Annotated in this window: 25 protein-coding genes; 10 read left to right on the top strand and 15 right to left on the bottom strand. The window is 71.3% G+C overall.

From position 1 onward, the window contains the following. Positions 1–124 precede the first annotated feature (124 nt). From AB4079_RS05945 to AB4079_RS05960, 4 genes are read right to left on the bottom strand one after another with little or no spacing between them, the layout of a single operon-like run. Positions 125–997: an aminoglycoside phosphotransferase family protein gene (locus tag AB4079_RS05945; RefSeq protein ID WP_441786371.1), complete on the bottom strand. Its 873-nt coding sequence runs from the start codon at positions 995–997 to the stop codon at positions 125–127. Next, a complete protein-coding gene (locus AB4079_RS05950; RefSeq protein WP_441786372.1) occupies positions 984–1763 on the bottom strand; it encodes a pyrimidine reductase family protein in 780 nt (259 codons plus the stop codon). The genes AB4079_RS05945 and AB4079_RS05950 overlap by 14 nt, the downstream gene beginning before the upstream one ends. Next, positions 1756–2724, bottom strand: a complete 969-nt coding sequence (folP, locus tag AB4079_RS05955; RefSeq protein WP_441786373.1) for a dihydropteroate synthase — start codon at positions 2722–2724, stop codon at positions 1756–1758. Before folP ends, AB4079_RS05950 begins: the two co-directional genes overlap by 8 nt. Continuing rightward, positions 2678–3898, bottom strand: a complete 1221-nt coding sequence (locus tag AB4079_RS05960) for an NAD(P)/FAD-dependent oxidoreductase (protein WP_441786374.1) — start codon at positions 3896–3898, stop codon at positions 2678–2680. Before AB4079_RS05960 ends, folP begins: the two co-directional genes overlap by 47 nt. 103 nt (positions 3899–4001) lie before the next feature. Between AB4079_RS05960 and AB4079_RS05965 the strand changes: the two genes are divergently transcribed. After that, entirely contained in the window at positions 4002–4694 is a 693-nt protein-coding gene (locus tag AB4079_RS05965) for a response regulator transcription factor (RefSeq protein ID WP_374009860.1), read from the top strand. A 78-nt stretch (positions 4695–4772) separates the two neighbouring features. Next, positions 4773–6458, top strand: coding sequence for a sensor histidine kinase (locus AB4079_RS05970; RefSeq protein WP_441786375.1), 1686 nt, complete (start codon positions 4773–4775; stop codon positions 6456–6458). A 206-nt stretch (positions 6459–6664) separates the two neighbouring features. Here AB4079_RS05970 and groL read toward each other — a convergent pair whose 3' ends face one another. The 4 genes from groL to msrB all read right to left on the bottom strand — a co-directional run bounded on the left by groL (position 6665) and on the right by msrB (position 9825). Next, positions 6665–8284, bottom strand: coding sequence for a chaperonin GroEL (gene groL / locus AB4079_RS05975; RefSeq protein ID WP_441786376.1), 1620 nt, complete (start codon positions 8282–8284; stop codon positions 6665–6667). 191 nt (positions 8285–8475) lie between these two features. Then, positions 8476–8679, bottom strand: a complete 204-nt coding sequence (locus AB4079_RS05980; protein WP_441786377.1) for a cold-shock protein — start codon at positions 8677–8679, stop codon at positions 8476–8478. A gap of 169 nt (positions 8680–8848) precedes the next feature. Further along, the gene (locus tag AB4079_RS05985; protein ID WP_441786378.1) at positions 8849–9400 is read right to left on the bottom strand and encodes a nitroreductase family protein; all 552 of its coding nucleotides are present in this window, start codon (positions 9398–9400) and stop codon (positions 8849–8851) included. After that, positions 9400–9825, bottom strand: a complete 426-nt coding sequence (gene msrB / locus AB4079_RS05990; RefSeq protein WP_441786379.1) for a peptide-methionine (R)-S-oxide reductase MsrB — start codon at positions 9823–9825, stop codon at positions 9400–9402. The genes AB4079_RS05985 and msrB overlap by 1 nt, the downstream gene beginning before the upstream one ends. A gap of 140 nt (positions 9826–9965) precedes the next feature. Here msrB and AB4079_RS05995 point away from each other — a divergent pair, with 140 nt between their 5' ends. Then, positions 9966–10289: a DUF3263 domain-containing protein gene (locus tag AB4079_RS05995; protein WP_441786601.1), complete on the top strand. Its 324-nt coding sequence runs from the start codon at positions 9966–9968 to the stop codon at positions 10287–10289. 21 nt (positions 10290–10310) lie between these two features. Then, positions 10311–10877, top strand: a complete 567-nt coding sequence (locus tag AB4079_RS06000; protein WP_441786380.1) for a LytR C-terminal domain-containing protein — start codon at positions 10311–10313, stop codon at positions 10875–10877. A gap of 24 nt (positions 10878–10901) precedes the next feature. Here AB4079_RS06000 and AB4079_RS06005 read toward each other — a convergent pair whose 3' ends face one another. From AB4079_RS06005 to pdhA, 5 genes are all read right to left on the bottom strand, one after another. Then, a complete protein-coding gene (locus tag AB4079_RS06005) occupies positions 10902–11849 on the bottom strand; it encodes a DMT family transporter (RefSeq protein WP_441786381.1) in 948 nt (315 codons plus the stop codon). Between the two features lie 80 nt (positions 11850–11929). Then, on the bottom strand, positions 11930–12052 hold the full coding sequence (locus AB4079_RS06010; protein WP_441786382.1) for a hypothetical protein: 123 nt from the start codon (positions 12050–12052) through the stop codon (positions 11930–11932). A 23-nt stretch (positions 12053–12075) separates the two neighbouring features. Then, positions 12076–13425 carry a dihydrolipoamide acetyltransferase family protein gene (locus tag AB4079_RS06015; protein WP_441786383.1) on the bottom strand — a complete coding sequence of 450 codons (1350 nt, stop codon included), beginning with the start codon at positions 13423–13425 and terminating at the stop codon, positions 12076–12078. Further along, the gene (locus tag AB4079_RS06020) at positions 13422–14450 is read right to left on the bottom strand and encodes an alpha-ketoacid dehydrogenase subunit beta (RefSeq protein ID WP_441786384.1); all 1029 of its coding nucleotides are present in this window, start codon (positions 14448–14450) and stop codon (positions 13422–13424) included. The genes AB4079_RS06015 and AB4079_RS06020 overlap by 4 nt, the downstream gene beginning before the upstream one ends. Continuing rightward, the gene (pdhA, locus tag AB4079_RS06025; RefSeq protein WP_441786385.1) at positions 14447–15598 is read right to left on the bottom strand and encodes a pyruvate dehydrogenase (acetyl-transferring) E1 component subunit alpha; all 1152 of its coding nucleotides are present in this window, start codon (positions 15596–15598) and stop codon (positions 14447–14449) included. Before pdhA ends, AB4079_RS06020 begins: the two co-directional genes overlap by 4 nt. Positions 15599–15725: 127 nt before the next feature. On the opposite strand from pdhA, the gene AB4079_RS06030 reads away from it, so the two are divergent. The 5 genes from AB4079_RS06030 (at position 15726) to AB4079_RS06050 (ending at position 20507) form a co-directional block, all read left to right on the top strand. Beyond that, positions 15726–16154, top strand: a complete 429-nt coding sequence (locus AB4079_RS06030) for an Lrp/AsnC family transcriptional regulator (RefSeq protein WP_441786386.1) — start codon at positions 15726–15728, stop codon at positions 16152–16154. Positions 16155–16426: 272 nt separating this feature from the next. After that, a complete protein-coding gene (locus tag AB4079_RS06035) occupies positions 16427–17596 on the top strand; it encodes a low temperature requirement protein A (RefSeq protein ID WP_441786387.1) in 1170 nt (389 codons plus the stop codon). A gap of 45 nt (positions 17597–17641) precedes the next feature. Next, entirely contained in the window at positions 17642–18826 is a 1185-nt protein-coding gene (locus AB4079_RS06040; protein ID WP_441786388.1) for a thiolase family protein, read from the top strand. Next, complete coding sequence (locus tag AB4079_RS06045) at positions 18823–19569, top strand: enoyl-CoA hydratase/isomerase family protein (protein WP_441786389.1); 747 nt, start codon at positions 18823–18825, stop codon at positions 19567–19569. The genes AB4079_RS06040 and AB4079_RS06045 overlap by 4 nt, the downstream gene beginning before the upstream one ends. Next, positions 19566–20507, top strand: a complete 942-nt coding sequence (locus tag AB4079_RS06050; protein WP_441786390.1) for a 3-hydroxyacyl-CoA dehydrogenase family protein — start codon at positions 19566–19568, stop codon at positions 20505–20507. The genes AB4079_RS06045 and AB4079_RS06050 overlap by 4 nt, the downstream gene beginning before the upstream one ends. Here AB4079_RS06050 and AB4079_RS06055 read toward each other — a convergent pair. Further along, a complete protein-coding gene (locus tag AB4079_RS06055; RefSeq protein WP_441786391.1) occupies positions 20485–20886 on the bottom strand; it encodes a PaaI family thioesterase in 402 nt (133 codons plus the stop codon). The two genes, AB4079_RS06050 and AB4079_RS06055, sit on opposite strands and share 23 nt — an antisense overlap. 36 nt (positions 20887–20922) lie before the next feature. Here AB4079_RS06055 and paaZ point away from each other — a divergent pair, with 36 nt between their 5' ends. Next, positions 20923–22986 (top strand): phenylacetic acid degradation bifunctional protein PaaZ, encoded by a 2064-nt coding sequence (gene paaZ, locus AB4079_RS06060; RefSeq protein WP_441786392.1) that lies wholly within the window; start codon positions 20923–20925, stop codon positions 22984–22986. Positions 22987–23085: 99 nt separating this feature from the next. On the opposite strand, the gene AB4079_RS06065 is transcribed toward paaZ, so the two are convergent. Further along, positions 23086–23709, bottom strand: a complete 624-nt coding sequence (locus AB4079_RS06065; RefSeq protein WP_441786393.1) for a TetR/AcrR family transcriptional regulator — start codon at positions 23707–23709, stop codon at positions 23086–23088. Positions 23710–23712 lie beyond the last annotated feature (3 nt).

Consider the following 23712-nt stretch of genomic DNA (forward strand, 5'->3'; position numbering starts at 1 on the left):
CTTTCCCGCCGCGGGAACCGACATTTGGGGCAAATGTCGGCTGCGCGGGCCGGGACGACATTTGGGGCAAATCGTCGCTCTGGCGCCGCCGGAACCGACATTTGGGGCAAATGTCGGGGGCGGGTTAAGCGAGGAGGCGGGTCAGGGTGCGGCGGGCCTCGGGGTCGGCGGGGCGGTCGCGCACGGTGATCGCGGACTTCCACAGCGCCCAGCCTCGGGCCCGCGACCAGGTCGCGTCGTCCAGGCCGACGGTCGCGCGGAACGCCGAGCGGGCGGCGCCCTCGAACATGGTCCACGCGGGCACCAGGTCGCAGGCCGGGTCGCCGACGCCGGAAGTGCCGAAGTCGATCACGGCCGACAGCTCGCCGTCACTGGTCAGCAGGTTGCCGGGCGCGACATCCCCGTGGAACCACACCGGCGGCCCCTCCCACCGAGACGCCGTCGCCTCCTCCCACAGAGCGCGGGCCCGGTCCGCGTCGGCACCGAGCGACGGGAACGCGGCAAGCGCCTCCTCGCCGTACACGTCGGGCGGGGCGCCCCGGAAGAAGTTGTGCGTCCCGGGCCCCGGCGCGCCGCCGGTCGGCGCCGACCGCAACGCGACGACGAAGCCGCCGATCGCCTCGGCGAGCGCCACATCCTGCGCCACGTCGCCGAGGAGGACGACCGGTCGCCCGGGCAGCCAGCGGTAGACCGACCACAGAAACGGGTAGCCGTCGGCCGGCGCGCCCTCGGCGACCGGCTCTGGGATGGGCAGCGGGAGCAGCGGGGCGAGGCGCGGCAGCCAGTACTGCTCCTTGGCCACCTGCTCCCGGTAGCCCGCGGCGCTCGGCAGCCGGATGCTGAGGTCGTCGCCGAGGCGGAAGGTGCGGTTGTCCCACCCGTCGTGCTCCACCGGGCGGATGGGCAGCCCGCGCCACTGCGGGAACTGCGCGTCCACGAGCCGGCGCGCCAGCGACGCGTCGATGTGCGGCCGGACCTCGTCGTCAGGCGCGGACATAACGCAGCAGCAGCGTGTCGTCTCCCGCCAGGGTGTGGGCCAGCCGCAGGCCGAGCGGCACGATCGGCGCCGCGCCGGTTGCGATCCGCGACGACGTTCCGGCCTCCAGCCGCGGGCTGACCGTCAGGCAGAGCTCATCGACCGCGCGCGCGGCGATCAGGTCGGCGAACAGGTGCGGACCTCCTTCGCAGTGGATGCGCGTCAGCCCACGTTCGTGGAGCACGGCCAGGCCGCGCTCCGCCTGCACCCGCTCCCGGCCGCAGACCACGACGTCGGCGACCTCCCCGAGAGCTTCCCGCGTCTCCGGCCTCGAGATTCCGGTGGTGAGCACGATCGGCCGCTCCGGCGCGTCCTGGAAGATCGAGCTCCTCGGGTCGAGGTCGAGCCCGGCCGACACGATCGCGAAGACGGGGTGGGCGGTCATCCCGGCGCCGCTGCGCACGCGGGCGGAGGTCGGATCCACCCGCATCGCCCCGTACCCCTCGGCGCGCACAGTGCCCGCTCCGACGAGGACCACGTCGCAGAGGCGGCGCAGGATGTCGAACACGCGGCCATCCACCTCGTTCGACAGCCCGCCGGACAGCCCCTGGTGGGTGGCGGCCCCGTCCACACTGGTGACGAAGTTGACCCGCAGCCACGGGTCGCCGGCGTCCTCCTGGTAGAGCGCGGCGATGTCGTCGTCGCTCAGTCCGGTCTGCGACGGCAGCGGAGACAGCCGGTGGATGGCGGGAGCGGCAGGGTCAACCAGGCCGGCGGGGTCAGTCATTGAGGTCTCCCATGTTGTGCTTGAGGTAGGCCGGTTCGCGGAAGCCCAGCACCGCCTCCGTCATCCGCACCGCGGCGACCGAGGCGCGCACGTCGTGCATCCGGACGATGCGCGCGCCGTTCATCACGCTGATCACGGCGGCGGCGAGCGAGCCCTCCAGCCGCTCGCTGCGCGGTGCGTCGAGGGTCTCGCCGATGAAGTCCTTGTTCGACACCGCGGCCAGGGTCGGGTAGCCGAGGTCCGCGATCTCGCTGAGGCGCCGCGTCAGCTCGAGTGAGTGCAGGGTGTTCTTGTTGAGGTCGTGTCCGGGGTCGACGATGATGCGCCCCTCGGGCACGCCCGCAGCGAGGGCCCGCTCCACCCGGTCCGTGAGGAACGCCGTGACCTCGGCGACGACGTCCCCGTAGTGCGGACGCGGGTACGGCCGCCGCGGCTCGGCCAGGCTGTGCGTGATGACGAGCGTGGCGTCGCTGTCGGCGACGACCGGGGCAAGCTCCGGGTCGCGCAGACCGGTCGTGTCGTTGATGACCGTCGCGCCGGCGGCGATCGCGCGCCGCGCGACCTCCGCGTGGAACGTGTCCACCGAGATCACCACATCCGACCCGGCCCGGAGCGCCTCGACGACGGGGACCACGCGCTCCACCTCGTCCTCGACCGGGACAGGCTCGCCCGGCGCGAACGGCGCGCCGCCGATGTCCACCCAGTCGGCCCCGAGCGCGACGGCTTCGAAGCAGGCGTCCACCGCGCGATCGAACGCGTAGGTGCGGCCCTGGTCGAAGAACGAATCCGGCGTCCGGTTCACCACTGCCATGACGGCGACCTGACGCGAGAAGTCGAAGGTGCGCGCACCGATCCGGCGCACCGGGATGCGCAGCGGCGGCAGATACGGCATGTGCGGTCCCGCAGCAGCGGCGTCAGACCGCGGCAAGGTCGACGCTTCCGTCGGCGAGGCGGTCTGCATCCACCCGGGCACCCGAGCGGATGAGCCGCTGGATGTCGTCCTGCACGTCCCAGACGTTGACGTTCATGCCGGCGACGACCCGGTCGTTGCGCAGCCAGAACGCGATGAACTCCCGCGCCTCCACGTCGCCGCGGTAGACGACCCGGGCGCCGGCGGTCAGGGGGCCGTAGCCCGAATACTCCATGCCCAGATCGTATTGGTCGGAGTAGAAGTAGGGGATGTCGTCGTAGGAGGCGCGCTCGCCCAGGATCGCGTGCGCGGCGACCTTCCCGCTCGCGATCGCGTTGGCCCAGTGCTCGCTGCGCAGGTGCCGGCCGATCGCCGGGAGGAACGGGCTGGCGACATCGCCGACGGCGTAGACGTCCTCGATGCTGGTGCGCATCCCCTTGTCAGTGAGCACGCCGTCCCCCAGCCGGGCACCCGACCGCTCGGCGACCAGGGTGTTCGGCACCGCACCGACGCCGGCGACGATCACATCCGCTGGGATGCGCTCGCCCGACGCGAGGACGACCACCTGCTCGTCGCCGCCATCCACCCCGACGACCTTGGCGCCGTTGTGGACCACCACGCCGTTCTCCGTGTGCAGCCGCTCGAAGACGCGACCCAGCTCGCGCCCGATGGCCGCGCTCAGCGGCACCGACGCCCGGCCGAGGACTGTCACGTCGTTGCCGTACCCGCGGGCCGCGGCGGCGACCTCCATGCCGATCCAACCCGAGCCGACGACGACCACGCGCCGACCGCCGGGCTGCAGCGCCGAACGCAGCCGCTCGGAGTCCTCCCGCGTCCGCAGCGCGAAGACGGCACCGTGGCCGCTTCCGGGCACGCCGAGCGGACGCGCAGTCGCGCCGGTCGCGAGCACCAGGCTGTCGTAGGTGATCCGGCCGCCGTCGGAGACGAACAGCTCGTGCGCTCCCACCTCGAACGACCCGGCCTCCACACCGGGCACGAACTCGACGGCGTTGTCGCTGTACCAGTCGGCCGGATGGACGTCCGCCTCCTCGATGCCGCCGTCGCCCTTCAGGAACTCCTTCGACAGAGGAGGCCGGATGTACGGGCGGTGCTGCTCCAGTCCGAGCAGCAGGATGCGGCCGCCGAAGCCGCGCTCACGCAGCTCGGTGGCGACGGTTGCTCCGGCGAGGCCTGCGCCTGCGATGACGACGGTCGGATTCGACATGAGATCAGCATCCACCGTTCACACGGAGAGCGCCAGCGCCGCGCACTCAGGGCGCACCGACGGCTCACAGCTAAGAATCAGCTGACGCGCAGATACTGTCTCCATGAACGCCGGACCCCGCATTCTCATCGTCGACGACGAGCCGAACATCCGCGATCTCCTCACCACCAGCCTCCGTTTCGCCGGGTTTGCCGTCCGGGCGGTCGGAAACGGGGCCCAGGCGATCTCCGCGGTCCTCGAAGAGGAGCCCGACCTGATCATCCTCGACGTCATGCTGCCGGACATGAACGGCTTCGGCGTCACCAAGCGGCTGCGCGGCGCCGGGTACACCGCTCCGATCCTGTTCCTCACCGCGAAGGACGACACGGAGGACAAGATCACCGGCCTCACGGTCGGCGGCGACGACTACGTCACCAAGCCGTTCAGCCTCGACGAGATCGTCGCCCGCATCAAGGCCATCCTGCGCCGCACCATGCAAGCCGACGAAGACGCCGTCATCCGCGCCGGCGAGCTGACCATGGACCAGGACACCCACGAGGTCTTCGTCGGCGACACCCCGATCGAGCTCAGCCCGACCGAGTTCAAGCTGCTGCGCTACCTCATGCTCAACCCGAACCGCGTGCTGTCGAAGGCGCAGATCCTCGACCACGTGTGGGAGTACGACTTCAACGGCGACGCCGGGATCGTGGAGTCCTACATCTCCTACCTGCGACGCAAGGTGGATGCGCACTCCAGCGAGCCGCTCATCCAGACGAAGCGCGGGTTCGGCTACATGCTCAAGGCCGCCAAGGTCTGAGGTGCTCTGCCGGGCAGGGGTGCGTCGCCTGATGCACACATGTCCGGCACAGCATCCGCTGCATAGACTGACGGCCTGATGCATTCACGCCTGCTCGACCGCTGGAACGCGATCTCCCTCCGCACCAAGATCACGGGCGTGACCGTGCTCATGCTGACGCTCGGGCTGCTCGTCACCGGGATCGGCACGATGTCGATGCTGAAGCCGGTGCTGCTCGACCAGTTGGATGCGCAGCTCTCGGCCGCCTCGGGCGCCTCCTACCTGAACACCTACCTGTTCTCGTCGGACACCGATCAAGACAAGATCGCCACCGACGCCAGCCCCTCCGACTACTTCGCGGCGCTGTACGACAGCGACGGCAAACTGGTGAAGACCAACTGGTCCAACATCCCGTACGCGCACCGGCCCGACATCCCCAAGACGCTCACACTGGCGAACGCCAAGGCGATGCCGGGCGGGTTCACGCTGTCCAGCCACGACGGGCTGACCACCTACCGCGCCCTGGCGACGACGCAGACGTTCGCATCCACCGGCGAGCTCGCCACAGCGGTCGTCGCGACGACCACGTCGCAGATCGACACGGTGATGGCGAGCTTCCTCGCGATCTTCCTCGGGTTCGGCGTCATCGTCATCATCGTCGGCGCCGGGCTGACCCGGATGCTCGTGACGACGACGTTCGCACCGCTGCGCGAAGTCGAGCAGACGGCGGCGGCGATCGCGGACGGCGACTTCAGCCAGCGCCTCGGCGGAGCGACCCCCAACACCGAGGTCGGGCGCCTCAACCGGTCGCTCAACACCATGCTGAACCGCATCGACCGTGCGTTCAGCGACCGCGCCCGCACCATCGAGCAGATGCGGCGGTTCGTCGGCGACGCCTCGCACGAGCTGCGGACCCCGCTGGTGTCGGTGCGCGGCTACGCCGAGCTGTACCGGATGGGCGCTCTGCAGACTCCCGAAGACGTCGCCCAGGCCATGGATCGCATCGAGAAGGAGGCGATCCGCATGGGCATCCTCGTCGAGGACCTGCTCGAGCTGGCGCGCCTCGACGAGACCAAACCGCTCGACCTGCACCCGGTGGATCTGGTGAAGATCGCACAGGACGCCGCGATGGATGCCATGGCCGGCTCCCCCGGCCGCGTCGTCAGCGTGCTCACGCCGGAACCGGTCGTGCCGGAGGAGGACGACACCGTTGAGCCCGGCGTGGACACCGTTCCGATGACGCTCGCCGAGGCGGGAGCGCGGCCCAGCAACGCCACCGGCCCGATCGCCTTCGCCGGCTCTGCGCTGGCGCGGCTGCGCCGCGGTCGGGGGCGGCGGACCACGACGGAGCTGCTGCCCATCACCACCGCCGACCAGATCGTGCTCACGAAGCCGGCGGCGCCGGCCGAGCCGGCGATCGTCATGGCGGAGGAGAACAAGCTGCGCCAGGTCGTCACCAACCTGATGGGGAACGCGCTCCGGTACACGCCGGAGGGCAGTCCGATCGAGGTCGCGGTGCAGATCGACCACCGCACCGAGCGGGCCACCATCGAGGTGCGGGACCACGGGGACGGCATCCCGCCGCAGATCCGCGAGAAGATCTTCCAGCGTTTCTGGCGCGCCGACACCTCCCGCGCCCGCGAGACCGGCGGAAGCGGGCTCGGCCTGGCGATCGTCTCGTCGATCGTGGCCGCCCACAACGGAACGGTCGAGGTGGTCGACACCGAGGGCGGCGGCGCCACGTTCCGCGTCTCGCTGCCGCTGGCGGGCTCCCGCGCGTCGTAGGCCCCCCTCGCGCCCTGACCCGCCCCACGTCCCGCACCCGCATCCGCCACTCCTGTCGAGCGTGAGGTGCTCGTAGTTGCACCTGCATTCGGCGTGTCGCCCGCGACTACGAGCACCTCGGCGGAGCTCACGCGCGGCCGGCCCGCGCGGGGACGCGAAGAGGGCGCCTCCCGTGCGGGAGACGCCCTCTTCTGGTGCGGTCGGACTTAGAAGTCCATGCCACCCGTCGGGTCGCCGACGGGGGCGGCGTTCTTCTCGGGCTTGTCGGCGACGACGGCCTCGGTGGTGAGGAACAGGCCCGCGATGGACGCAGCGTTCTGCAGCGCCGAGCGGGTCACCTTCACCGGGTCGTTGATGCCGGCAGCGAGCATGTCGACGTACTCACCGGTCGCGGCGTTGAGGCCGTGGCCGACGGGCAGGTTGCGAACCTTCTCGACGACGACGCCGGCCTCGAGGCCCGCGTTGATCGCGATCTGCTTCAGCGGGGCCTCGATGGCGACGCGCACGATGTTCGCACCCGTGGCCTCGTCACCGGTCAGCTCCAGCTTCGCGAACGCGGTCTTGCCGGCCTGGATGAGGGCGACGCCACCACCGGCGACGATGCCCTCTTCGACGGCAGCCTTCGCGTTGCGGACGGCGTCCTCGATGCGGTGCTTGCGCTCCTTGAGCTCGACCTCGGTGGCCGCGCCCGCCTTGATGACGGCGACGCCACCGGCGAGCTTCGCGAGGCGCTCCTGGAGCTTCTCGCGGTCGTAGTCACTGTCGGTGTTCTCGATCTCGTTGCGGATCTGCTGCACGCGACCGGCGATGGCCTCCGGGTCACCGGAGCCCTCGACGATGGTGGTCTCGTCCTTGGTGATGACGACCTTGCGGGCCTGACCGAGCAGGTCGAGGGTGACGTTCTCGAGCTTGAGGCCGACCTCCTCGGAGATGACCTGGCCACCGGTGAGGATCGCGATGTCCTGCAGCATGGCCTTGCGGCGGTCGCCGAAGCCCGGAGCCTTGACGGCGACGGACTTGAAGATGCCGCGGATCTTGTTGACGATCAGCGTGGCCAGGGCCTCGCCGTCGACGTCCTCCGCGATGATGAGGAGCTGCTTGCCCGCCTGGATCACCTTGTCGACCACCGGCAGGAGGTCCTTGATGTTGGAGATCTTCTGGTTGGCGATGAGGATGTACGGGTCCTCGAACACCGCCTCCTGGCGGTCCTGGTCGGTGACGAAGTACTGCGACAGGAAGCCCTTGTCGAAGCGCATGCCCTCGGTCAGCTCGAGCTCGGTGCCGAAGGTGTTCGACTCCTCGACGGTGACGACGCCCTCCTTGCCGACCTTGTCGATCGCCTCGGCGATGATCTCGCCGATGGTGGTGTCGCCGGCGGAGATGGACGCGGTGGCCGCGATCTCCTCCTTGGTCTCGACCTCCTTGGCGGAGGCGACGAGCTCGTCGGTGACGGCCTTGACGGCCTTCTCGATGCCGCGCTTCAGCGTGATGGGGTCGGCTCCGGCCGCGACGTTGCGCAGGCCTTCCTTGACGAGCGCCTGGGCCAGCACGGTCGCGGTGGTCGTTCCGTCACCCGCGACGTCGTCGGTCTTCTTGGCGACCTCCTTGACGAGCTCCGCGCCGATCTTCTCGTACGGGTCGTCGAGCTCGATCTCCTTCGCGATGGAGACACCGTCGTTCGTGATCGTGGGGGCGCCCCACTTCTTCTCGAGGACGACGTTACGGCCACGCGGGCCGAGGGTCACCTTGACCGTGTCGGCCAGTGTGTTGAGGCCGCGCTCGAGGCCGCGGCGCGCGTCCTCATTGAAAGCAATGATCTTTGCCATGTGTTTCTCGTCCCTCCCGGACGTGTGCGAAAGATTCCGTCTATTAGCACTCGATCAGATGGAGTGCTAAAGCGATTCTGGCACTCGTTGCTGTGGAGTGCAAGACGAGCAGCACGGCGTGGCCCCCGGGGGAACGAGGAAGCGCCGCCCCCGACGAGGGGACGGCGCTCCGCGGATCACTTCCGCTGCTGTCAGGCCAGTCGCACCGACTCGGCCTGCGGGCCCTTTTGCCCGGAGCCGACCTCGAACACGACCTGCTGGCCCTCTTCGAGGACCTTGTAACCCGCCATGTCGATCGCGGAGTAGTGAACGAATACGTCCTGTCCCCCATCGTCGACGGTGATGAAGCCGAAGCCCTTCTCAGCGTTGAACCACTTCACGGTTCCGTTCGCCATGCCTTACTCCCATTGCTGTGTCGCTCGCGCGATCCAACGCCGCACGCTGAATCCCGATCCTAATGCTTGTAATACCTGGCTACGCCAGCGATTTTGCGAATCCGTACCGAAATGATTCCAAACAGAAACACCTGCGTAACAAAGCGGAACGCCCGGGCGCGTCGCGGGGTCAGTCGAGGGTGGAGAGGAACCGCTGAGGGTCGAGCGTGGTGCGGTGACCCTCCTTGCTGTCGGCGGGGATCCCGCCCACATAGAGCCAGCCGAGCAGCCGCTCGTTCTTCGCCAGTTCGTGCATCCGGTGCACCGCCTTCGATCGGGTGTGGTGGCCCGAGCGCCACATCACGCCCCAGCCGGCGTCGTGCAGCAGCAGGCTCAGGATGTGCGCGACGCCCGAGGCGACCGCATCCTGCTCCCATCCGGGAACCTTGTCGCTCTTCGACCGCACCGACACGACCGCCAGAAGAAGGGATGAGCGCAGCGGCTTGGCCGCCAGCTTCTCCGCCTCCGAGCCGGTCGCCTTGGCGTCGGCGACGAACGCGTCGCCCAGCCGGTGGCGCGCCGCCCCGCGCAGCTCGATGATGCGCCAGGGGTGCAGGGCGCTGTGGTCGGCCACCCGGCCCGCCGCAGCGACCAGGGGCAGCAGTTCCTCGTGGCTGGGCGCATCCGCCGTCACCCGCGAGTAGGAGCGGCGCTCCGCCACGCGGCGGGCGAGGTCGGTCATCAGGACTCCGGGGCGAAGTTCAGCGAGATCGAGTTCATGCAGTAGCGGTCGCCGGTCGGGGTGCCGAAGCCGTCCGGGAAGACGTGGCCCAGGTGCGAACCGCAGCTCGCGCAACGCACCTCGGTGCGGACCACGCCGAGGCTCTTGTCTTCGAGCAGCTGGACCGCCTCCGGGCGGACGGACTCGTAGAAGCTCGGCCAGCCGCATCCGGAGTCGAACTTGGTTCCGGCCTGGAAGAGCTCCGCACCGCAGGCCGCACAGGTGTAGAGGCCGGCGCGGCCCTCGTCGAGGAGCTCGCCCGTCCACGGACGCTCGGTTCCGGCCTCACGGAGGACCGCGTACTGCTCGGGGCTGAGTTCCCGGCGCCACTCGTCCTCGCTCTTGGAAACCGTGTAGCCCTCGCTGGACGTGTCGTTCTGTGCCATGCCGTTCCTTTCCTCTTCACCAGACTAAACGGCGTCGCGCCGCCGCCTGTTCCCGGTAGCGAACCGCGACGTGCCGGGCCGGAACCGGAAACACACAGGACCGCCGCCCTAGGATGACGAGCGAACGACGAGTGAAGGCGGTGAGCGTGACCCGGTCAGCCGACGGACGACCCGCCGCCGCCCGTGAGCCCTCGAACGGGGACGCGGGCGCTGACGCGCTGAGCGATCGAGATGCCGCGATCCTCGCATTCGAACGCCAGTGGTGGCGGCACGCCGGAGCCAAGGAGCAGGCCATCCGCGAAGAGTTCGGTCTCTCGGCGGCCCGGTACTATCAGTTGCTCGGCGCAGTGATCGACCGTCCCGAAGCGCTGCGCCACGACCCCATGCTCGTCAAACGCCTGCTCCGGCTGCGAGAGACGAGACTGGCTGCACGACACGCACGGACGCTCCCGTCCGCCGACTGACCCCAAGGACCGCATTCCCCGATGGCAGAGAAGTTCCCCCGCGACCGCTTCGACGAGATCCCGGACGACCTGACGCGGGTCGGCGCGCACCGGGGTCCCCGTCCGCGCGGCCGCGGCTGGATCGCGGTCGGATGGGCGGCCCTCGCGACCGTGCTCCTGGTCGGCGCCGGAGTCTTCGGCCTGTCGCTGGTGAACGGGAACATCTCGTTCCACGGCCCGTCCGGCTCCGGGAGCCGCTCGGGCTCGGCGAGCACGACGACGTCCCCGACTCCCACGCCGACGCCGACCATCACCCCGACCGTCAACCCTGCGCTCAGCGTCAACGTGCTGAACGGGACGACGACGACCGGGCTGGCGACCAAGGTGGCCGACAAGCTGACCGCCGCCGGCTGGAAGGTCGGCGCCACGGCGAACGCGGACCGCAACGACCTCGCGACGACGATCGTGTACTACAGCGACCCGGCGAATCAGGCCGCCGCGCTCGGCGCCGCGCAGTCCCTCCCCGGGGCGACGGTCCAGCAGAGCACGGCCTTCGCCGACACCGGGGCCGACCTGACGGTGGTCATCGGGGCCGACTACAAGCCCTGAGCCGCACGTCCGCCGGCCACGCGATCAGGTGCGCGTGCGCGCGCCCCAGCGGATGCTGGCGACAGCGACCGCGACGATCGCGAGGAGCGTGCCGCCGATGGTCGAGAAGGCGAGCGCCTGACTCGACGTGGGCAGCAATAGGTCGAGCAGGAGTGCCGCGGCGAGCTGGCCGGCCACCGTCGCGAGGCCGATGAGCAGGACGCCGGTGATGCGGACCAGCAGGGCGGTCGCGCCGATGAAGATGCAGCCGAGCGCGCCGCCGAGGTACAGCCACGGCTCGGTCGGGAGGTGCGCGGGCGGGCCGACGAACGACCAGCGCCCGAGCATGAGCACCACCAGGACGGTCGTCCCGACAATGAAGTTGACGAAGGTCGCGCTGAGCGCGCTCTCCGACACGACCCTCACCTGACCGTTGACGGCCTGCTGCCAGCCGGTGCCGAGGCCCCCGATGAGGGGCAGGATCATCAGCCAGACCGGCGCGCTGCCACCGAACTGGGCCGAGACCGCCCAGGTGACGGCCGCGAGGGCGAGCAGTGCTCCGACGAGTCGCGCGGGGGTCAGCGGGCGGCGGCCGCCCGGGCCGATGCCGACGCGGTCGAGCACCAGGCCGCTGATGGTCTGGCCGGCCACCACCGCGACGGTGAAGAGCGCGACGCCGAGAGCGACGGCGGTGAGGCCCTGCGAGAGCACCAGGAACGAGCCGGCGGCCCCGCCGCAGACGTACCACCACGGGATCCGACGGGTGCGGAGCGCGTCGCGCACCCGGGCCAGCCCACGCCTCCCGGCCGGGGCGACGGCCAACGCGACCGTGAGGATGATCAGCCCGGACCCGAAGGAGATGGCCGCGGCCGTGAAGCCGTCGCCGAGCCGGCCGCCGAGTTCGCCGTTGATCCGAGTCTGGATCGCCACCAGGCCGCCGCAGAAAAGGGCGATGACCACGGCGAGCCAGAGCGGAAGCGGGCGACGAGTCACTCGCTCCACCCTATGCCCGGCACCGCGCTCGGTCGGCCCGTCGCCGGGTCGCGGGTCGGCGGGTGCCCGATCGCCGGTCGTCAGGGCGCCGGGGCGTCGCCGTCGGTCGGCTCGGGATGCGGGAGCCAGTCGATGTTCTCCTCGGGCGCGACCTCCTTCTCCTCGCTGAGGTCGTAGTCGCCGTCGTTCTTCTTGTCGCTCATGCCGCCACCGTACGCTCGGTCCGTCAGGGAGCCAGTCCCGCCAGCGGACCGGGAGCATCGGCCAGGACACCGAGCGGCGACTCGATCGCGTCGGCGACTTCGCGCAGGAAGCCCGCAGCGACCCCGCCGTCGGTAACCCGGTGGTCGAAGACCAGGGACAGCTGCAGGATGCGGCGCGGCACCACGGCCCCGTCGACCACCCACGGCCGCTCGATCGCCCGGCCGAGGCCGAGGATGGCGACCTCGGGGTGGTTGATGATCGCTGCGCTGCCGTCCACGCCGAGGCTGCCGTAGTTGTTGATCGTGAACGTGGAGCCGGCGAGGTCGGCCGGGGGCAGCGTCCCGTCGCGTGCCGCCCGGGCGAGCCGGTCCAGTTCGGCGTCCAGCTCCCGGACCGACAGCTTGTCGGCGCGCCGGACGACCGGCACGAGCAGCCCGCGATCGGTGTTCGCCGCGAATCCCAGGTTCACGCCGTCGAAGGTGACGAGGCCCTGGCCGTCGGCTGCGACGCGGCCGGCGAGTTCGGGATGGCGTGCGAGCGCGGCGAGGGCGAACCGCGAGACGAACGAGAGGAAGGAGGGCGCGCGGCCGTCGCGGGTGAGACGGCGGCGGCCCTCCCACAGGTCGGTGGCATCGACATCCACCCAGACGGTGGCCTCGGGGATCTCGGAGCGGCTGCGCGACATCGTCTCGGCGACCGTGCGGCGCAGGCGGGAGAACGGGGTGGTCGCGGTGACGGCGAGGCCGGTGCGCGCGTCGGTGCCTGTGGCCGTGTCGGTGCGCGTAGCCGTGTCGGTGCGCGTTGCCGTGTCGGCCGCCGATTGCGTTGTCGCGAACGCGGCCTCCACATCCCGCCGGGTCAGCACGCCGTCCGGCCGGCTCGGGCGGAGGGTCGTCAGGTCGATGCCGTGGCTGCGGGCGAGTGAGCGGACCACCGGGGAGACCACGGGCACGATCCGGGGCGGCGCGGCCGGGCTGACCGCCGCCGGGCGCTCGGCGGTGAGCGTCGAGCCCCGGGAGACGCGCCCGCGGCGGCGTCCCCCGTGCTCGACCGTGCCGTAGCCGACGAGCACCTGACCCGAGCCGCTGGACGACTTCGCGGGCGACTCGGCCGCCGGCTCTGCCGGCGCGGCCCCCTCGTCCACTTCGATGAGCGGCGCTCCGACCAGGATGGTCTCCCCCTCCTCGCCGTGCAGCGCAGCGACCGTCCCGGCGTACGGCGACGGCACCTCGACCACCGATTTGGCCGTCTCCACCTCCGCGATCGGCTGGTCGGTGGTGACCGTGTCGCCGACGGCCACCAGCCAGCGCACCAGCTCGGCGTCCGTCAGACCCTCACCCAGGTCGGGGAGGGTGAAGACCCGGGGGCTCACGCGTCCTCCCACTGCAGCGCATCCACGGCGTCCAGCACACGGTCGATGTCGGGGAGGTAGTACTTCTCGAGCTTCGGCGGCGCGAACGGAGTGTCGAACCCGGTCACCCTGCGGACCGGCGCGAGCAGGTGGTGGAAGCAGCGCTCGGAGACGCGCGCGGCGATCTCCGCCGCCATGCTCGCGAAGCCGGGCGCCTCGGCGATGACGACGGCACGGCCGGTCGCCCGGACGGCTGCGCACACGGTCTCGTCGTCGAAGGGCACCAGCGAGCGGAGGTCGATGACCCCGACGCTGCGGCCGTCCTCCTCCGCAGCCTCGGCGGCGGCGAGCGCGACCGGGACGGAGGGGCCGTACGCGATCAGCGTCGCGTCGGTGCCCTCCCGGGCGACGCGGGCCCGGCCGATCTCGGGGAGCGGAGCATCCACATCCACCTCGCCGGTCGACCAGTACAGCTTCTTCGGCTCGAGGAACACGACGGGGTCGGGATGCGCGATCGCTGCACGCAGGAGGCCGTACGCATCCTGCGGCGTGGCCGGCGACACCACCGTGAGGCCCGGCGTGTGCACGTAGTACGCCTCGGACGAGTCGGAGTGGTGCTCGACGCCGCCGATTCCGCCCGCGTACGGGATGCGGATGACCATCGGCAGGCGCACGGCTCCGCGGGTGCGGTTGCCCATCTTGGCGACGTGGTCGACGATCTGCTCGAAGGCGGGGTACGCGAACGCGTCGAACTGCATCTCGACGACCGGGCGCATCCCGTTCATGGCCATGCCGACCGCGGTCCCGACAATGCCGGCCTCGGCCAGCGGGGTGTCGAAGCAGCGGTTCTCGCCGAACCGGGCGGTCAGGCCGTCGGTGATGCGGAAGACGCCGCCGAGGGTTCCGACGTCCTCGCCGAAGACCAGCACCGACGGGTCGGCGGCGAGCGCGTCGGCGAGGGCGCGGTTGAGGGCCTGCGCCATGGTCATCGTGGCGGGGGCTGTGGATGCGGCGCGGTCGGTGGGGGCGTCGTGCATGAGCGTCATCGGGCGACCTCCTGGGTGCGGGTGGAGTCGGTGGCAGCCGTGTCGGTCTCGGCCGATTCGGTGCCTGCCAGTTCGGTGCCGGCCAGCTCGGCGGCGAGATGCTCGGCCTGCTCGCGCAACTGCGGGGTGGGCGTCGCGTAGACGTGGGCGAAGAGCTCCTCGGGGTGCGGGTCGGCGTCGGCCATGATCGCGGTGCGCAGCTCGGCGGCGACCCGCTCGGCGTGCGCGTGGGTCTCGGCGTCGTCGCCCGCGTCCAGGGCACCCTGCGCGGCCAGCCAGCTGCGCAGCCGGAGCAGCGGGTCGCGGGCGAGCCACGGCTCCACCTCCTCCTGCGTGCGGTAGCGGGTGGCGTCGTCGGCGTTGGTGTGCGACTTCATGCGGTACGTGAGCGCCTCCACCAGGGTGGGTCCTCCGCCCTCCCGGGCCTCCGAGACCGCCTCTCCGAGCACCGCGAGCAGAGCGGCGAGGTCGTTCCCGTCGACGAGCCGGCCGCGCATCCCGTAGCCGACGCCCTTGTGGGCGATGCTTGGCGCGGCGGTCTGCCTGCTGAGCGGGACGGAGATCGCGTACCCGTTGTTCTGCACCAGGAAGACGACCGGCAGGTGGAAGACGGCCGCGAAGTTGAGCGCTTCGTGGAAGTCGCCCTCGCTGGTCGCGCCGTCCCCGCACATGGCCAGCACCACGGTGTCCTCGCCGCGCATCCGCGCCGCGTGCGCGAACCCGACCGCATGCAGCAGCTGGGTGGCGAGCGGGGTCGACTGCGGCGCGACGTGGTGGACGGTCGGGTCGTAGCCGGAGTGCCAGTCCCCGCGCAACAGCACGAACGCCTCGAACGGGTCGACACCGCGTTCGATCACGGCGACCGTGTCGCGGTAGGTCGGGAACAGCCAGTCCCGCTCCGCCAGCACCATCGCGGCGGCGACCTCGCAGGCCTCCTGCCCGTGCGACGACGGGTACACAGCGAGGCGGCCCTGGCGCACGAGGGCATCGGCCTGGTCGTTGAGCCGGCGGGCCAGCACAAGGCGGCGGTAGCCGTCGAGCAGGGTGTCGGTGGGGGGCATCGGGTGCCGGTCGTCCGGGTGGGACCCGCCGTCCTGGTCGATGAGCCGCAGCGGGGTGTCGCCGGGCAGCAGATCGTCCGCGTGCATCTGTTCTCCTTCGAAAGACGTCGCTCCTCTTCAGGATGACTTCGGCGGACGGCCAGCGCTACGGGTGCGAAAGAGTCGAGACGAACGGATGCGCTGGCGACGCTTCGGTGCCAGACTGTCCAGCACCATGGACGACATCGACGCACGCATCCTGGACGCTCTGCGAGCCGACGGCCGCGCCTCCATCACTGCGGTCGCCGAGACCGCACACGTCTCGCGGGCGAATGCCTACGCGCGGGTCTCGCGGCTGGTGGCGGAGGGCGTCATCACCGGGTTCACGACGAAGGTCGACCCGCGCCTGTCCGGTCGCGCCTCCTCGGCGTACGTCACGCTGCGCGTCGAGCAGGCGGACTGGCACGACCTCCGGGACCGGCTGCGCGGCATCCCCGAGGTCGAGCACTTCGCGCTCGTCGGCGGAGACTTCGACGTCATCCTGCTGGTGCGCGCCCGCGACAACGAAGACCTGCGGCGGGTGGTGCTGGAGGAGCTGACCAGCATCCCCTCGGTGCGCGACACCAAGACGTCTCTCGTGTTCGAGGACCACGACCTGCGCTGAGCTGTCGGGCGCCGCGCACCCGGTTGTCGCGCGCGGCATCGACCAACGTCGGTATGAAACGTTCGAATCTCCGACGCAAAGCGGTCAGGCGGAGATCCGACCCCTGGGGTGCCCGAATCTCCGACGCAAGCGGCCGAACCTCCGACGCAAGCGCCCGAATCTCCGACACAAGCGGCCGAATCTCCGACGCAAGCGCAGGTAGCTGCCGTGCTCGAGGACCACGACCCGCGCTGAGCGTCGCGCGGAGGTTCGCCGGCCGATACCCTCCCACTATGGCCGAGCTCAGCGACCGCGATCCCTCGCGCGCGCACTGGATGGAGCTGTTCTTCGACCTGATCTTCGTCGCGCTGGTCGGGCAGCTCGCGCACGGGCTGCACGTGCACCCCGGGTTCGGCTCGCTCGCGATCTTCCTGGTGCTGTTCGCCTCGGTGTGGTGGTCGTGGGTCAATCTGACGTTCGTGATCGACGTGTCCCCCGGGCTGACGGTGCGCGGGCTGTCCGTCGTGATGCTGTCCGCGATGCTCGCGATCGGGGCGATGGCCGTCGCCGCACCGGAGGCCGTCGGCGAGCGCGCCTGGCTGTTCGCCGCCGGGAACGCGCTGCTGCGGTTGATCCTGCTCGCGGTGTGGATCCGCCGGTCCTGGTCGGACGGACGCGCGTCTCGGGTGCGCCTCCTCGTGTACAACGGCGTGACCGCCCTGCTCTGGATCGTGTCCATCTTCCTGCCCGAGCCGGCCGGCTACCTGCTGTGGGCGGTCGCGGTGGCCCTGGAGGTGGTGCTGCTGACCACCACGGCCGCACGCTGGTCGGCGGCGGCGTTTGGACGGCTGAACGTCGAGCACCTCTCGGAGCGTTTCGGCCTGCTGGTCATCATCGTGCTCGGCGAATCGGTGCTGACGGTGGTCGCCGCGGTGAGCGGCACCTGGACTGCCGCCGCCGCCGTCACGGGTGTGCTCGGACTGCTGCTGGTCGCCGGACTCGCGTGGTCCTTCTTCCTCTTCGGGATCGACAGGATGCGGAGCGGGTTGGAGGCGCTGCGCGAGAGGGGCGACGTCGGCGCCATCCGGGACACGGTGGCGTTCCTGCCGTTCCTGCTGCTTGCCGGGGTGACCGCGATCTCGGGAGCGCTGGCGGGGGCGATTGCGCACCCCGCCGATCCACTGCCCGCGGCGCTGTCGCTGTGCCTTGGCGGCGGGATCGCGCTGTTCTACCTGACGAACGCGATGATCGCCCGGCGGTTCGGTGACGCCTGGCGTGCGATCCTGCGCTGGGCCGTCCCGGCCGTCGTCCTGCCGCTGGTCCTGGTGGTGGCCGGGTTCGCACTCCCCGCGCTGGCGACGGTGGTGTGCGCCGTCGCCATCCTCGTGCTGGTCGTCGCCGCGGCCGAAGCGGGCGTGCGGAGACGGTTGCCCAGAGGGTCGCGTTCTGCGACGATCGACTAGACTGAACGATCGTTCGGTAATTCGTCGGGTTCGAGGGAGAGCACGATGGCGGAGGCCTACCTCGTCGGCGGCGTGCGCACGCCGGTCGGCCGCTACGGCGGCGCGCTCGCGGGCGTCCGGCCCGACGACCTCGCGGCGCTCGTCGTCGCCGAGGCGGTGCGCCGTAGCGGCGCGCCCGCGGACGCGCTCGACGAGGTGATCCTGGGAGCTGCGAACCAGGCCGGCGAGGACAACCGCAACGTCGCCCGCATGGCCGTCCTGCTGGCGGGACTTCCGGACGAGGTTCCCGCCATGACCGTCAACCGCCTCTGCGCCTCCGGGCTCACCGCCGTCATCCAGGCCGCTCAGGCGATCCGGGCCGGGGATGCGGACCTCATCGTCGCAGGCGGCGTCGAGTCGATGACGCGGGCGCCCTGGGTGCAGGCGAAACCCGAGCGCGCCTTCGCGAAGCCCGGCCCGCAGTTCGACACGTCGATCGGCTGGCGCTTCACCAACCCGCGCCTCCTCGACCGCGACAAGGCGACCTACACCATGCCCGAGACGGCGGAGGAGGTCGCCAGGATCGACGGGATCGGCCGGGAGGAGGCGGACGCCTTCGCCCTCGAGAGCCACCGGCGCGCAGCGGCCGCCGCGGACGCCGGGCGCTTCGACGACGAACTGCTGTCGGTCGAGACGCCGTCCGGAACGGTCGGCGCCGACGAGGGCATCCGACGCGACAGCAGCCTGGAGGCACTGGCACGGCTGAAGCCCGTCGTCGCCGGCGGCAGCGTGGTCACCGCGGGCAACGCCTCCCCGCTCAACGACGGCGCGTCCGCGATCCTCGTCGCCAGTGCCGACGCGATCGAACGGTACGGCCTCCGTCCGCGGGCACGGATCGTCTCCGCCGCGAGCGCGGGCGTCGCACCCGAGGTCATGGGGCTTGGCCCGGTCCCGGCGACGCGAAAGGCGCTCGCGAGGGCCGGCCTCGATGTCGGCGACCTCGACGCGGTCGAGCTCAACGAGGCCTTCGCCAGCCAGGCCCTGGCCTGCATCCGGCGGCTCGGCCTCGACCCCGCCACCGTCAACGCCGACGGCGGAGCGATCGCGCTCGGCCACGCCCTCGGGTCGAGCGGGTCGCGCATCCTCGTCACCCTGCTCGGCCGGATGGAGAGGGAGGGCGCCCTGCGAGGGCTCGCGACGATGTGCGTCGGCGTCGGCCAGGGGACGTCACTGATCGTGGAGGCGGTATGAGCGACCAGCCCAGCCTCACCGTCGAGGAGCGCAGTGACCGGGTGGTCGTCACACTGAACCGTCCGGAGCGGCGCAACGCGATCGACCAGCGGATGGTGGATGAGTTGCACCGGGTCTGCGCGTCGCTGGAGGTCGCGCCGCGCATCCTCATCCTCGCCGGGGCGGGCGGCGTCTTCGCGTCGGGTGCGGATATCGCCGAGTTGCGCGAGCGCACGGCGGCTGACGCCGAACGCGGCATCAACGACACGATCTTCTCCCGCATCGCCGCCCTGCCGATGCCGGTCATCGCAGCGCTGGACGGCTACGCCCTCGGCGGTGGCGCCGAACTCGCCTACGCGGCCGACCTCCGGATCGGCACCCCACGGCTGCGCATCGGCAACCCGGAGACCGGCCTCGGAATCATCGCCGCCGCCAGCGCGCTGTGGCGGCTCCCCCAGCTGGTCGGCCTGCCGCTGGCGACCGAGCTGGTGCTGACCGGCCGCATCCTCGACGGCGAGGAGGCGCTGGCCGCCGGACTCGTGAGCGACCTGTACGAGCCCGGCGAACTGCTGCCCGCCGCGCACGCGCTGGCCGACCGGATCGCCGCGAACGACCCGCTCGCCACGCAGCTGACCAAGCGGGTGCTGCGGGCGCCGACGGCCGAGCATCCCGCCGCCGAGCGGGAGGCGCAGGCGCGGCTGTTCGAGTCGCCGGAGAAGCGGCGCAGGATGACCGAGTTCCTGGAACGGAGGAAGGCCCGATGAGTACACAGCAGCTTCCCGAGCGGATCGCCGTCATCGGCGGCGGACGGATGGGCGCGGGCATCGCGCACGCGTTCGTGATGGCCGGCGCCGACGTCGCCGTCGTGGAGCGCGACGCGACCGCGGCGAAGGAGGCGCGGGACCGCATCCTCGGGTCGGTGGAGAACAGTGTCCGGCGCGGCGCCCCCGCCCCGGACCCGGACCGTCTGCTGGTGACCGTGACCTGGGAAGCACTCAACGGTGCCGGGCTCGCCATCGAGGCCGTCCCGGAACTCGTCGGCCTCAAACGCGAGGCGCTGCGCCGCGCCGAGGACCTGCTCCCGGTGGATGCGGTGCTCGCGACGAACACGTCATCGCTGTCGATCGACGCCCTGGCGCAGGGGTTGCAGCGGCCGGGCGCGTTCCTCGGGATGCACTTCTTCAACCCGGTGCCCGCATCCACCCTGGTCGAGATCGTGACCGGGACCGCCACCGCCACGACCGCAGCCGAGGACGCTGCCCGCTGGGTCGGCGCCCTCGGCAAGACGGCGATCACCGTGCGCGACTCCCCCGGCTTCGCGTCGTCGCGGCTGGGCGTGCTGCTCGGGTTGGAGGCGATCCGGATGGTGGAGGAGGGCGTCGCCACGCCGGACGACATCGACCGGGCGATGACGCTCGGCTACAAGCATCCGGTCGGTCCGCTCCGCCTCACTGACCTGGTCGGGCTGGATGTGCGGCTCGACATCGCCGAGTACCTCGCGCGCGAACTCGGCCCGCGCTTCGAGCCCCCGGAGCTGCTCCGCCAGATGGTCGCCGAGGGGATGCTCGGGAAGAAGACCGGAAACGGCTTCTACGACTGGACGAAGGACGCCCCGCCGACCGGTGCGGCCGGGAACCCGCCGGCTACCGACGCCCCGCCGCCTACCGACGCCCCGCCGCCTACCGATCCGGGGCGTCGATGATGAGGTTGGTGATGCGCGCCGTGCAGATCCGGTTGCCGTCTTCGTCGCTGACCACGATCTCGTGCGATGCGATCGTGCGACCCAGGCGGATCGCCGTCGCGACCCCGGTCACCAGCCCCGACCGGGCCGCCCGGTGGTGCGTGGCGTTGATGTCCACCCCCACCGCGCTCCGCCCGGGACCGGCGTGGATGACGGCCGCCCACGACCCGAGCGCCTCGGCGAACGCGACCGACGCCCCGCCGTGCAGCAGCCCGAACGACTGGCGATTGCCCTCGACGGGCATGGTCGCCACCACACGTTCCGCGGACTGCTCCAGGATGCGCACCCCCATCTTCACGTCGAGCTCACCCAGTTCGATCGTCCAGTCGCCGTCGGCCATGCGGCCAGCATACGCATCCACACGAGGAGGCCTCACATGATCCTGCCCAGCTACATCCGTGATGGATGGTGGACCCCGGAGGACGCGCTCGGCAGGACCGCGGGCGACGCGGCGGAGGTACTCGACGCCTCCACGGGCGTACCCGTCGCCCAGGTGAGCGCGGCCGGCCTCGACCTCGCCGGAGCCCTCGAGCACGCGCGCACCGTCGGCCAAGCCTCGCTCGGCGAGCTCACCTTCCACCAGCGCGCGCTGCTGCTGAAGCAGCTCGCCCAGGCGCTCACCGACCGCAAGGACGAGCTCTACGAGCTCTCGGCGCAGTCGGGCGCCACCCGCGCGGACGCGTGGATCGACGTCGACGGCGGCATCGGCGCGCTGTTCACCTACGGGTCGAAGGGTCGGCGCGAGCTTCCCAACGCGCAGGTCGTGCTCGACGGGCCGGCGGAGCAGCTGTCGAAGGACGGCAGCTTCCTCGGCCGTCACGTCTACACCCGGCTACAGGGCGTCGCGGTGCAGATCAACGCGTTCAACTTCCCGGTCTGGGGGATGCTCGAGAAGCTGGGGCCGTCGTTCCTGGCCGGGCTGCCGACGCTGGTGAAGCCGGCGACGCCGACCGCGTTCGTCGCCGAGGCCGCAGTGAGGATCATGGTCGACTCCGGACTCCTGCCGGCGGGCACCCTGCAGCTCGTCTGCGGCCAGGTCCCCGGCCTGTTCGAGCACCTCCGGCTGGGCGACCTCGTCGCCTTCACGGGGTCCGCATCGACCGCGGAGCGGCTGCGCGCGCACGACTCGGTGCAGACCGGCGGCGTCCGCTTCACCAGCGAGACAGACTCCATCAACGCCTCGGTGCTCGGCACGGACGCGGTGACCGGCACTCCGGAATTCGACGCCTACGTGAAAGGGCTCGTCGTCGAAATGACGGCCAAGTCGGGGCAGAAGTGCACCGCGATCCGGCGGGCGATCGTGCCGGCGCCACTCGTCGACGACGTGATCGGGGCGGTCCGCGACCGGATCGCCTCCCGCGTCATCCTCGGCGACCCGCGGGCCGAGGGCGTCACGATGGGGCCGCTCGCCTCGCGGACACAGCGCGAGGAGGTGCTCCGGCAGGTATCCCGGCTGGTCGCCGCGGGTGGCGAGCTGGTGCTCGGCGGCCTCGACCAGCCGACCGTCCGCCTCGCGGACGGGGCCACCGGCGCGGCTCCCGAGGGTGCCTTCGTCGCCCCGCTGCTGCTGCGCTTCGCCGACGCGTGGACGCCGGAAGCGCACACGGTCGAGGCGTTCGGACCGGTGGCGAGCATCCTGCCCTACGAGACGGCTCAGGAGGCGGTCGCCCTGGTCGCCCGCGGCGGCGGGTCGCTGGTCACCAGCGTCGCCACGCACGATCCGGAGTTCGCGCGGACCTTCGTGCTCGGCTCGGGAGCCTACAATGGCCGCATCCTGGTGCTCGACCGGGATGACGCGCGCACCTCCACCGGCCACGGCTCGCCGATGCCGCACCTCGTCCACGGCGGCCCCGGGCGCGCGGGCGGGGGCGAGGAGCTCGGCGGGATCCGCGCGGTGCTGCACCACATGCAGCGGACCGCGCTGCAAGGGTCGCCCGACCTGCTGACGGCTATCACCGGGGTCTGGCATCCGGGAGCCGAGGCGCACGCCGGGGCGCAGCATCCCTTCCGCAAGTCGCTGGCGACCCTGCGCATCGGCGACCAGGTGCAGGCCGGCCCGCGCCAGATCTCGCTCGACGACATCGAACAGTTCGCGACCTCCACCGGCGACACGTTCTATGCGCACATGGACGAGGATGCGGCGGCCGCGAACCCGTTCTTCCCGGGCCGGGTGGCGCACGGCTATCTGCTGGTGTCCTGGGCGGCCGGGTTGTTCGTCGACCCGGCGCCCGGACCCGTGCTCGCCAACTACGGCCTCGAGGACCTGCGCTTCCTGACGCCCGTCGTCCCCGGCGACAGCATCCGCGTCGCCCTCACCGCCAAGCAGATCACCCCGCGCGAGACCGACGACTACGGCGAGGTCCGCTGGGACGCCCGCATCACCAACCAGCGCGACGAACTAGTCGCCACCTACGACGTCCTCACCCTAGTCGCCAAATAGCCCCCTCCTCCCCCACCGTCGAGTACACAAAAAATGCACGCGACACGCCGCGCGAGCGTGCAAGATTCGTGTACTCGACGGTGGGTGGAGGGACGGGGGTTAGCGGAGGGCCAGGGCGGTGATGGTGGCGGCGAGGTCGTCGGGGGTCAGGGGGCCCGAGGGGGTGTACCACTCGGTGAGCGAGTTGATCATGCCGAAGAGCAGGCGCGCGACGACGGCCGGGTCGGCATCCGTGCGCAGGGAGCCCTCGTCGCGGGCCTCCGCGACGAGAGCGGCCACGGCGTGGTCGAAGGCGCGCCGGCGCGCGAGGGCGGCGCGCTCCACGTCGGTGTTGCCGCGCACACGGAGCAGCAGCGTGACGTACGGCAGCCGGTCGGCGAGCACACGGACGGCACCCCGGAGGACGAACGCCAGCCGGTCGGCGGCGGCCCCCTCGGTCGCCTCGGGCGCGCGCAGCACACCCTCGAGACCGTCCAGGGCCTCGTCGAGTGCGAGACCGAGCAGCTCGTCCTTCGACGCGACGTGGTGGTAGATCGCCGACTTGGAGAGGCCGAGACGCTCGGCGAGCATCCCGATCGAGGTCGCGTCGTAGCCGTACTCGTTGAATGCGGTGACCGCGACTTCGAGGATGCCGCGCTGGTCGTATCCCGGACGCCCGCGGCGCAGCGCGTCGGTACCCGGAGCGTCGGTGCTCGCAGCGTCGGTACCCGCGGCGTCGGTCATCCG

The sequence above is a fragment of the Leifsonia sp. 2MCAF36 genome, from assembly GCF_052115525.1.
In the GTDB taxonomy this organism is placed as follows: domain Bacteria; phylum Actinomycetota; class Actinomycetes; order Actinomycetales; family Microbacteriaceae; genus Leifsonia.

What these genes read in the sequence shown, in the direction of transcription:
- groL (WP_441786376.1), bottom strand. Translation starts at nt 8,284, where the DNA reads ATGGCAAAGATCATTGCTTTCAATGAGGACGCGCGCCGCGGCCTCGAG.
- AB4079_RS06000 (WP_441786380.1), top strand. Translation starts at nt 10,311, where the DNA reads ATGGCAGAGAAGTTCCCCCGCGACCGCTTCGACGAGATCCCGGACGAC.
- AB4079_RS06055 (WP_441786391.1), bottom strand. Translation starts at nt 20,886, where the DNA reads ATGGCCGACGGCGACTGGACGATCGAACTGGGTGAGCTCGACGTGAAG.
- AB4079_RS05965 (WP_374009860.1), top strand. Translation starts at nt 4,002, where the DNA reads ATGAACGCCGGACCCCGCATTCTCATCGTCGACGACGAGCCGAACATC.
- AB4079_RS06035 (WP_441786387.1), top strand. Translation starts at nt 16,427, where the DNA reads ATGGCCGAGCTCAGCGACCGCGATCCCTCGCGCGCGCACTGGATGGAG.
- paaZ (WP_441786392.1), top strand. Translation starts at nt 20,923, where the DNA reads ATGATCCTGCCCAGCTACATCCGTGATGGATGGTGGACCCCGGAGGAC.
- pdhA (WP_441786385.1), bottom strand. Translation starts at nt 15,598, where the DNA reads ATGCACGCGGACGATCTGCTGCCCGGCGACACCCCGCTGCGGCTCATC.
- folP (WP_441786373.1), bottom strand. Translation starts at nt 2,724, where the DNA reads ATGCAGACCGCCTCGCCGACGGAAGCGTCGACCTTGCCGCGGTCTGAC.
- AB4079_RS06065 (WP_441786393.1), bottom strand. Translation starts at nt 23,709, where the DNA reads ATGACCGACGCCGCGGGTACCGACGCTGCGAGCACCGACGCTCCGGGT.
- AB4079_RS05960 (WP_441786374.1), bottom strand. Translation starts at nt 3,898, where the DNA reads ATGTCGAATCCGACCGTCGTCATCGCAGGCGCAGGCCTCGCCGGAGCA.
- AB4079_RS05945 (WP_441786371.1), bottom strand. Translation starts at nt 997, where the DNA reads ATGTCCGCGCCTGACGACGAGGTCCGGCCGCACATCGACGCGTCGCTG.
- AB4079_RS05950 (WP_441786372.1), bottom strand. Translation starts at nt 1,763, where the DNA reads ATGACTGACCCCGCCGGCCTGGTTGACCCTGCCGCTCCCGCCATCCAC.
- AB4079_RS06040 (WP_441786388.1), top strand. Translation starts at nt 17,642, where the DNA reads ATGGCGGAGGCCTACCTCGTCGGCGGCGTGCGCACGCCGGTCGGCCGC.
- AB4079_RS06010 (WP_441786382.1), bottom strand. Translation starts at nt 12,052, where the DNA reads ATGAGCGACAAGAAGAACGACGGCGACTACGACCTCAGCGAGGAGAAG.
- AB4079_RS06050 (WP_441786390.1), top strand. Translation starts at nt 19,566, where the DNA reads ATGAGTACACAGCAGCTTCCCGAGCGGATCGCCGTCATCGGCGGCGGA.
- AB4079_RS06030 (WP_441786386.1), top strand. Translation starts at nt 15,726, where the DNA reads ATGGACGACATCGACGCACGCATCCTGGACGCTCTGCGAGCCGACGGC.
- AB4079_RS05980 (WP_441786377.1), bottom strand. Translation starts at nt 8,679, where the DNA reads ATGGCGAACGGAACCGTGAAGTGGTTCAACGCTGAGAAGGGCTTCGGC.
- AB4079_RS06045 (WP_441786389.1), top strand. Translation starts at nt 18,823, where the DNA reads ATGAGCGACCAGCCCAGCCTCACCGTCGAGGAGCGCAGTGACCGGGTG.
- AB4079_RS05970 (WP_441786375.1), top strand. Translation starts at nt 4,773, where the DNA reads ATGCATTCACGCCTGCTCGACCGCTGGAACGCGATCTCCCTCCGCACC.
- msrB (WP_441786379.1), bottom strand. Translation starts at nt 9,825, where the DNA reads ATGGCACAGAACGACACGTCCAGCGAGGGCTACACGGTTTCCAAGAGC.
- AB4079_RS05985 (WP_441786378.1), bottom strand. Translation starts at nt 9,400, where the DNA reads ATGACCGACCTCGCCCGCCGCGTGGCGGAGCGCCGCTCCTACTCGCGG.
- AB4079_RS06020 (WP_441786384.1), bottom strand. Translation starts at nt 14,450, where the DNA reads ATGACGCTCATGCACGACGCCCCCACCGACCGCGCCGCATCCACAGCC.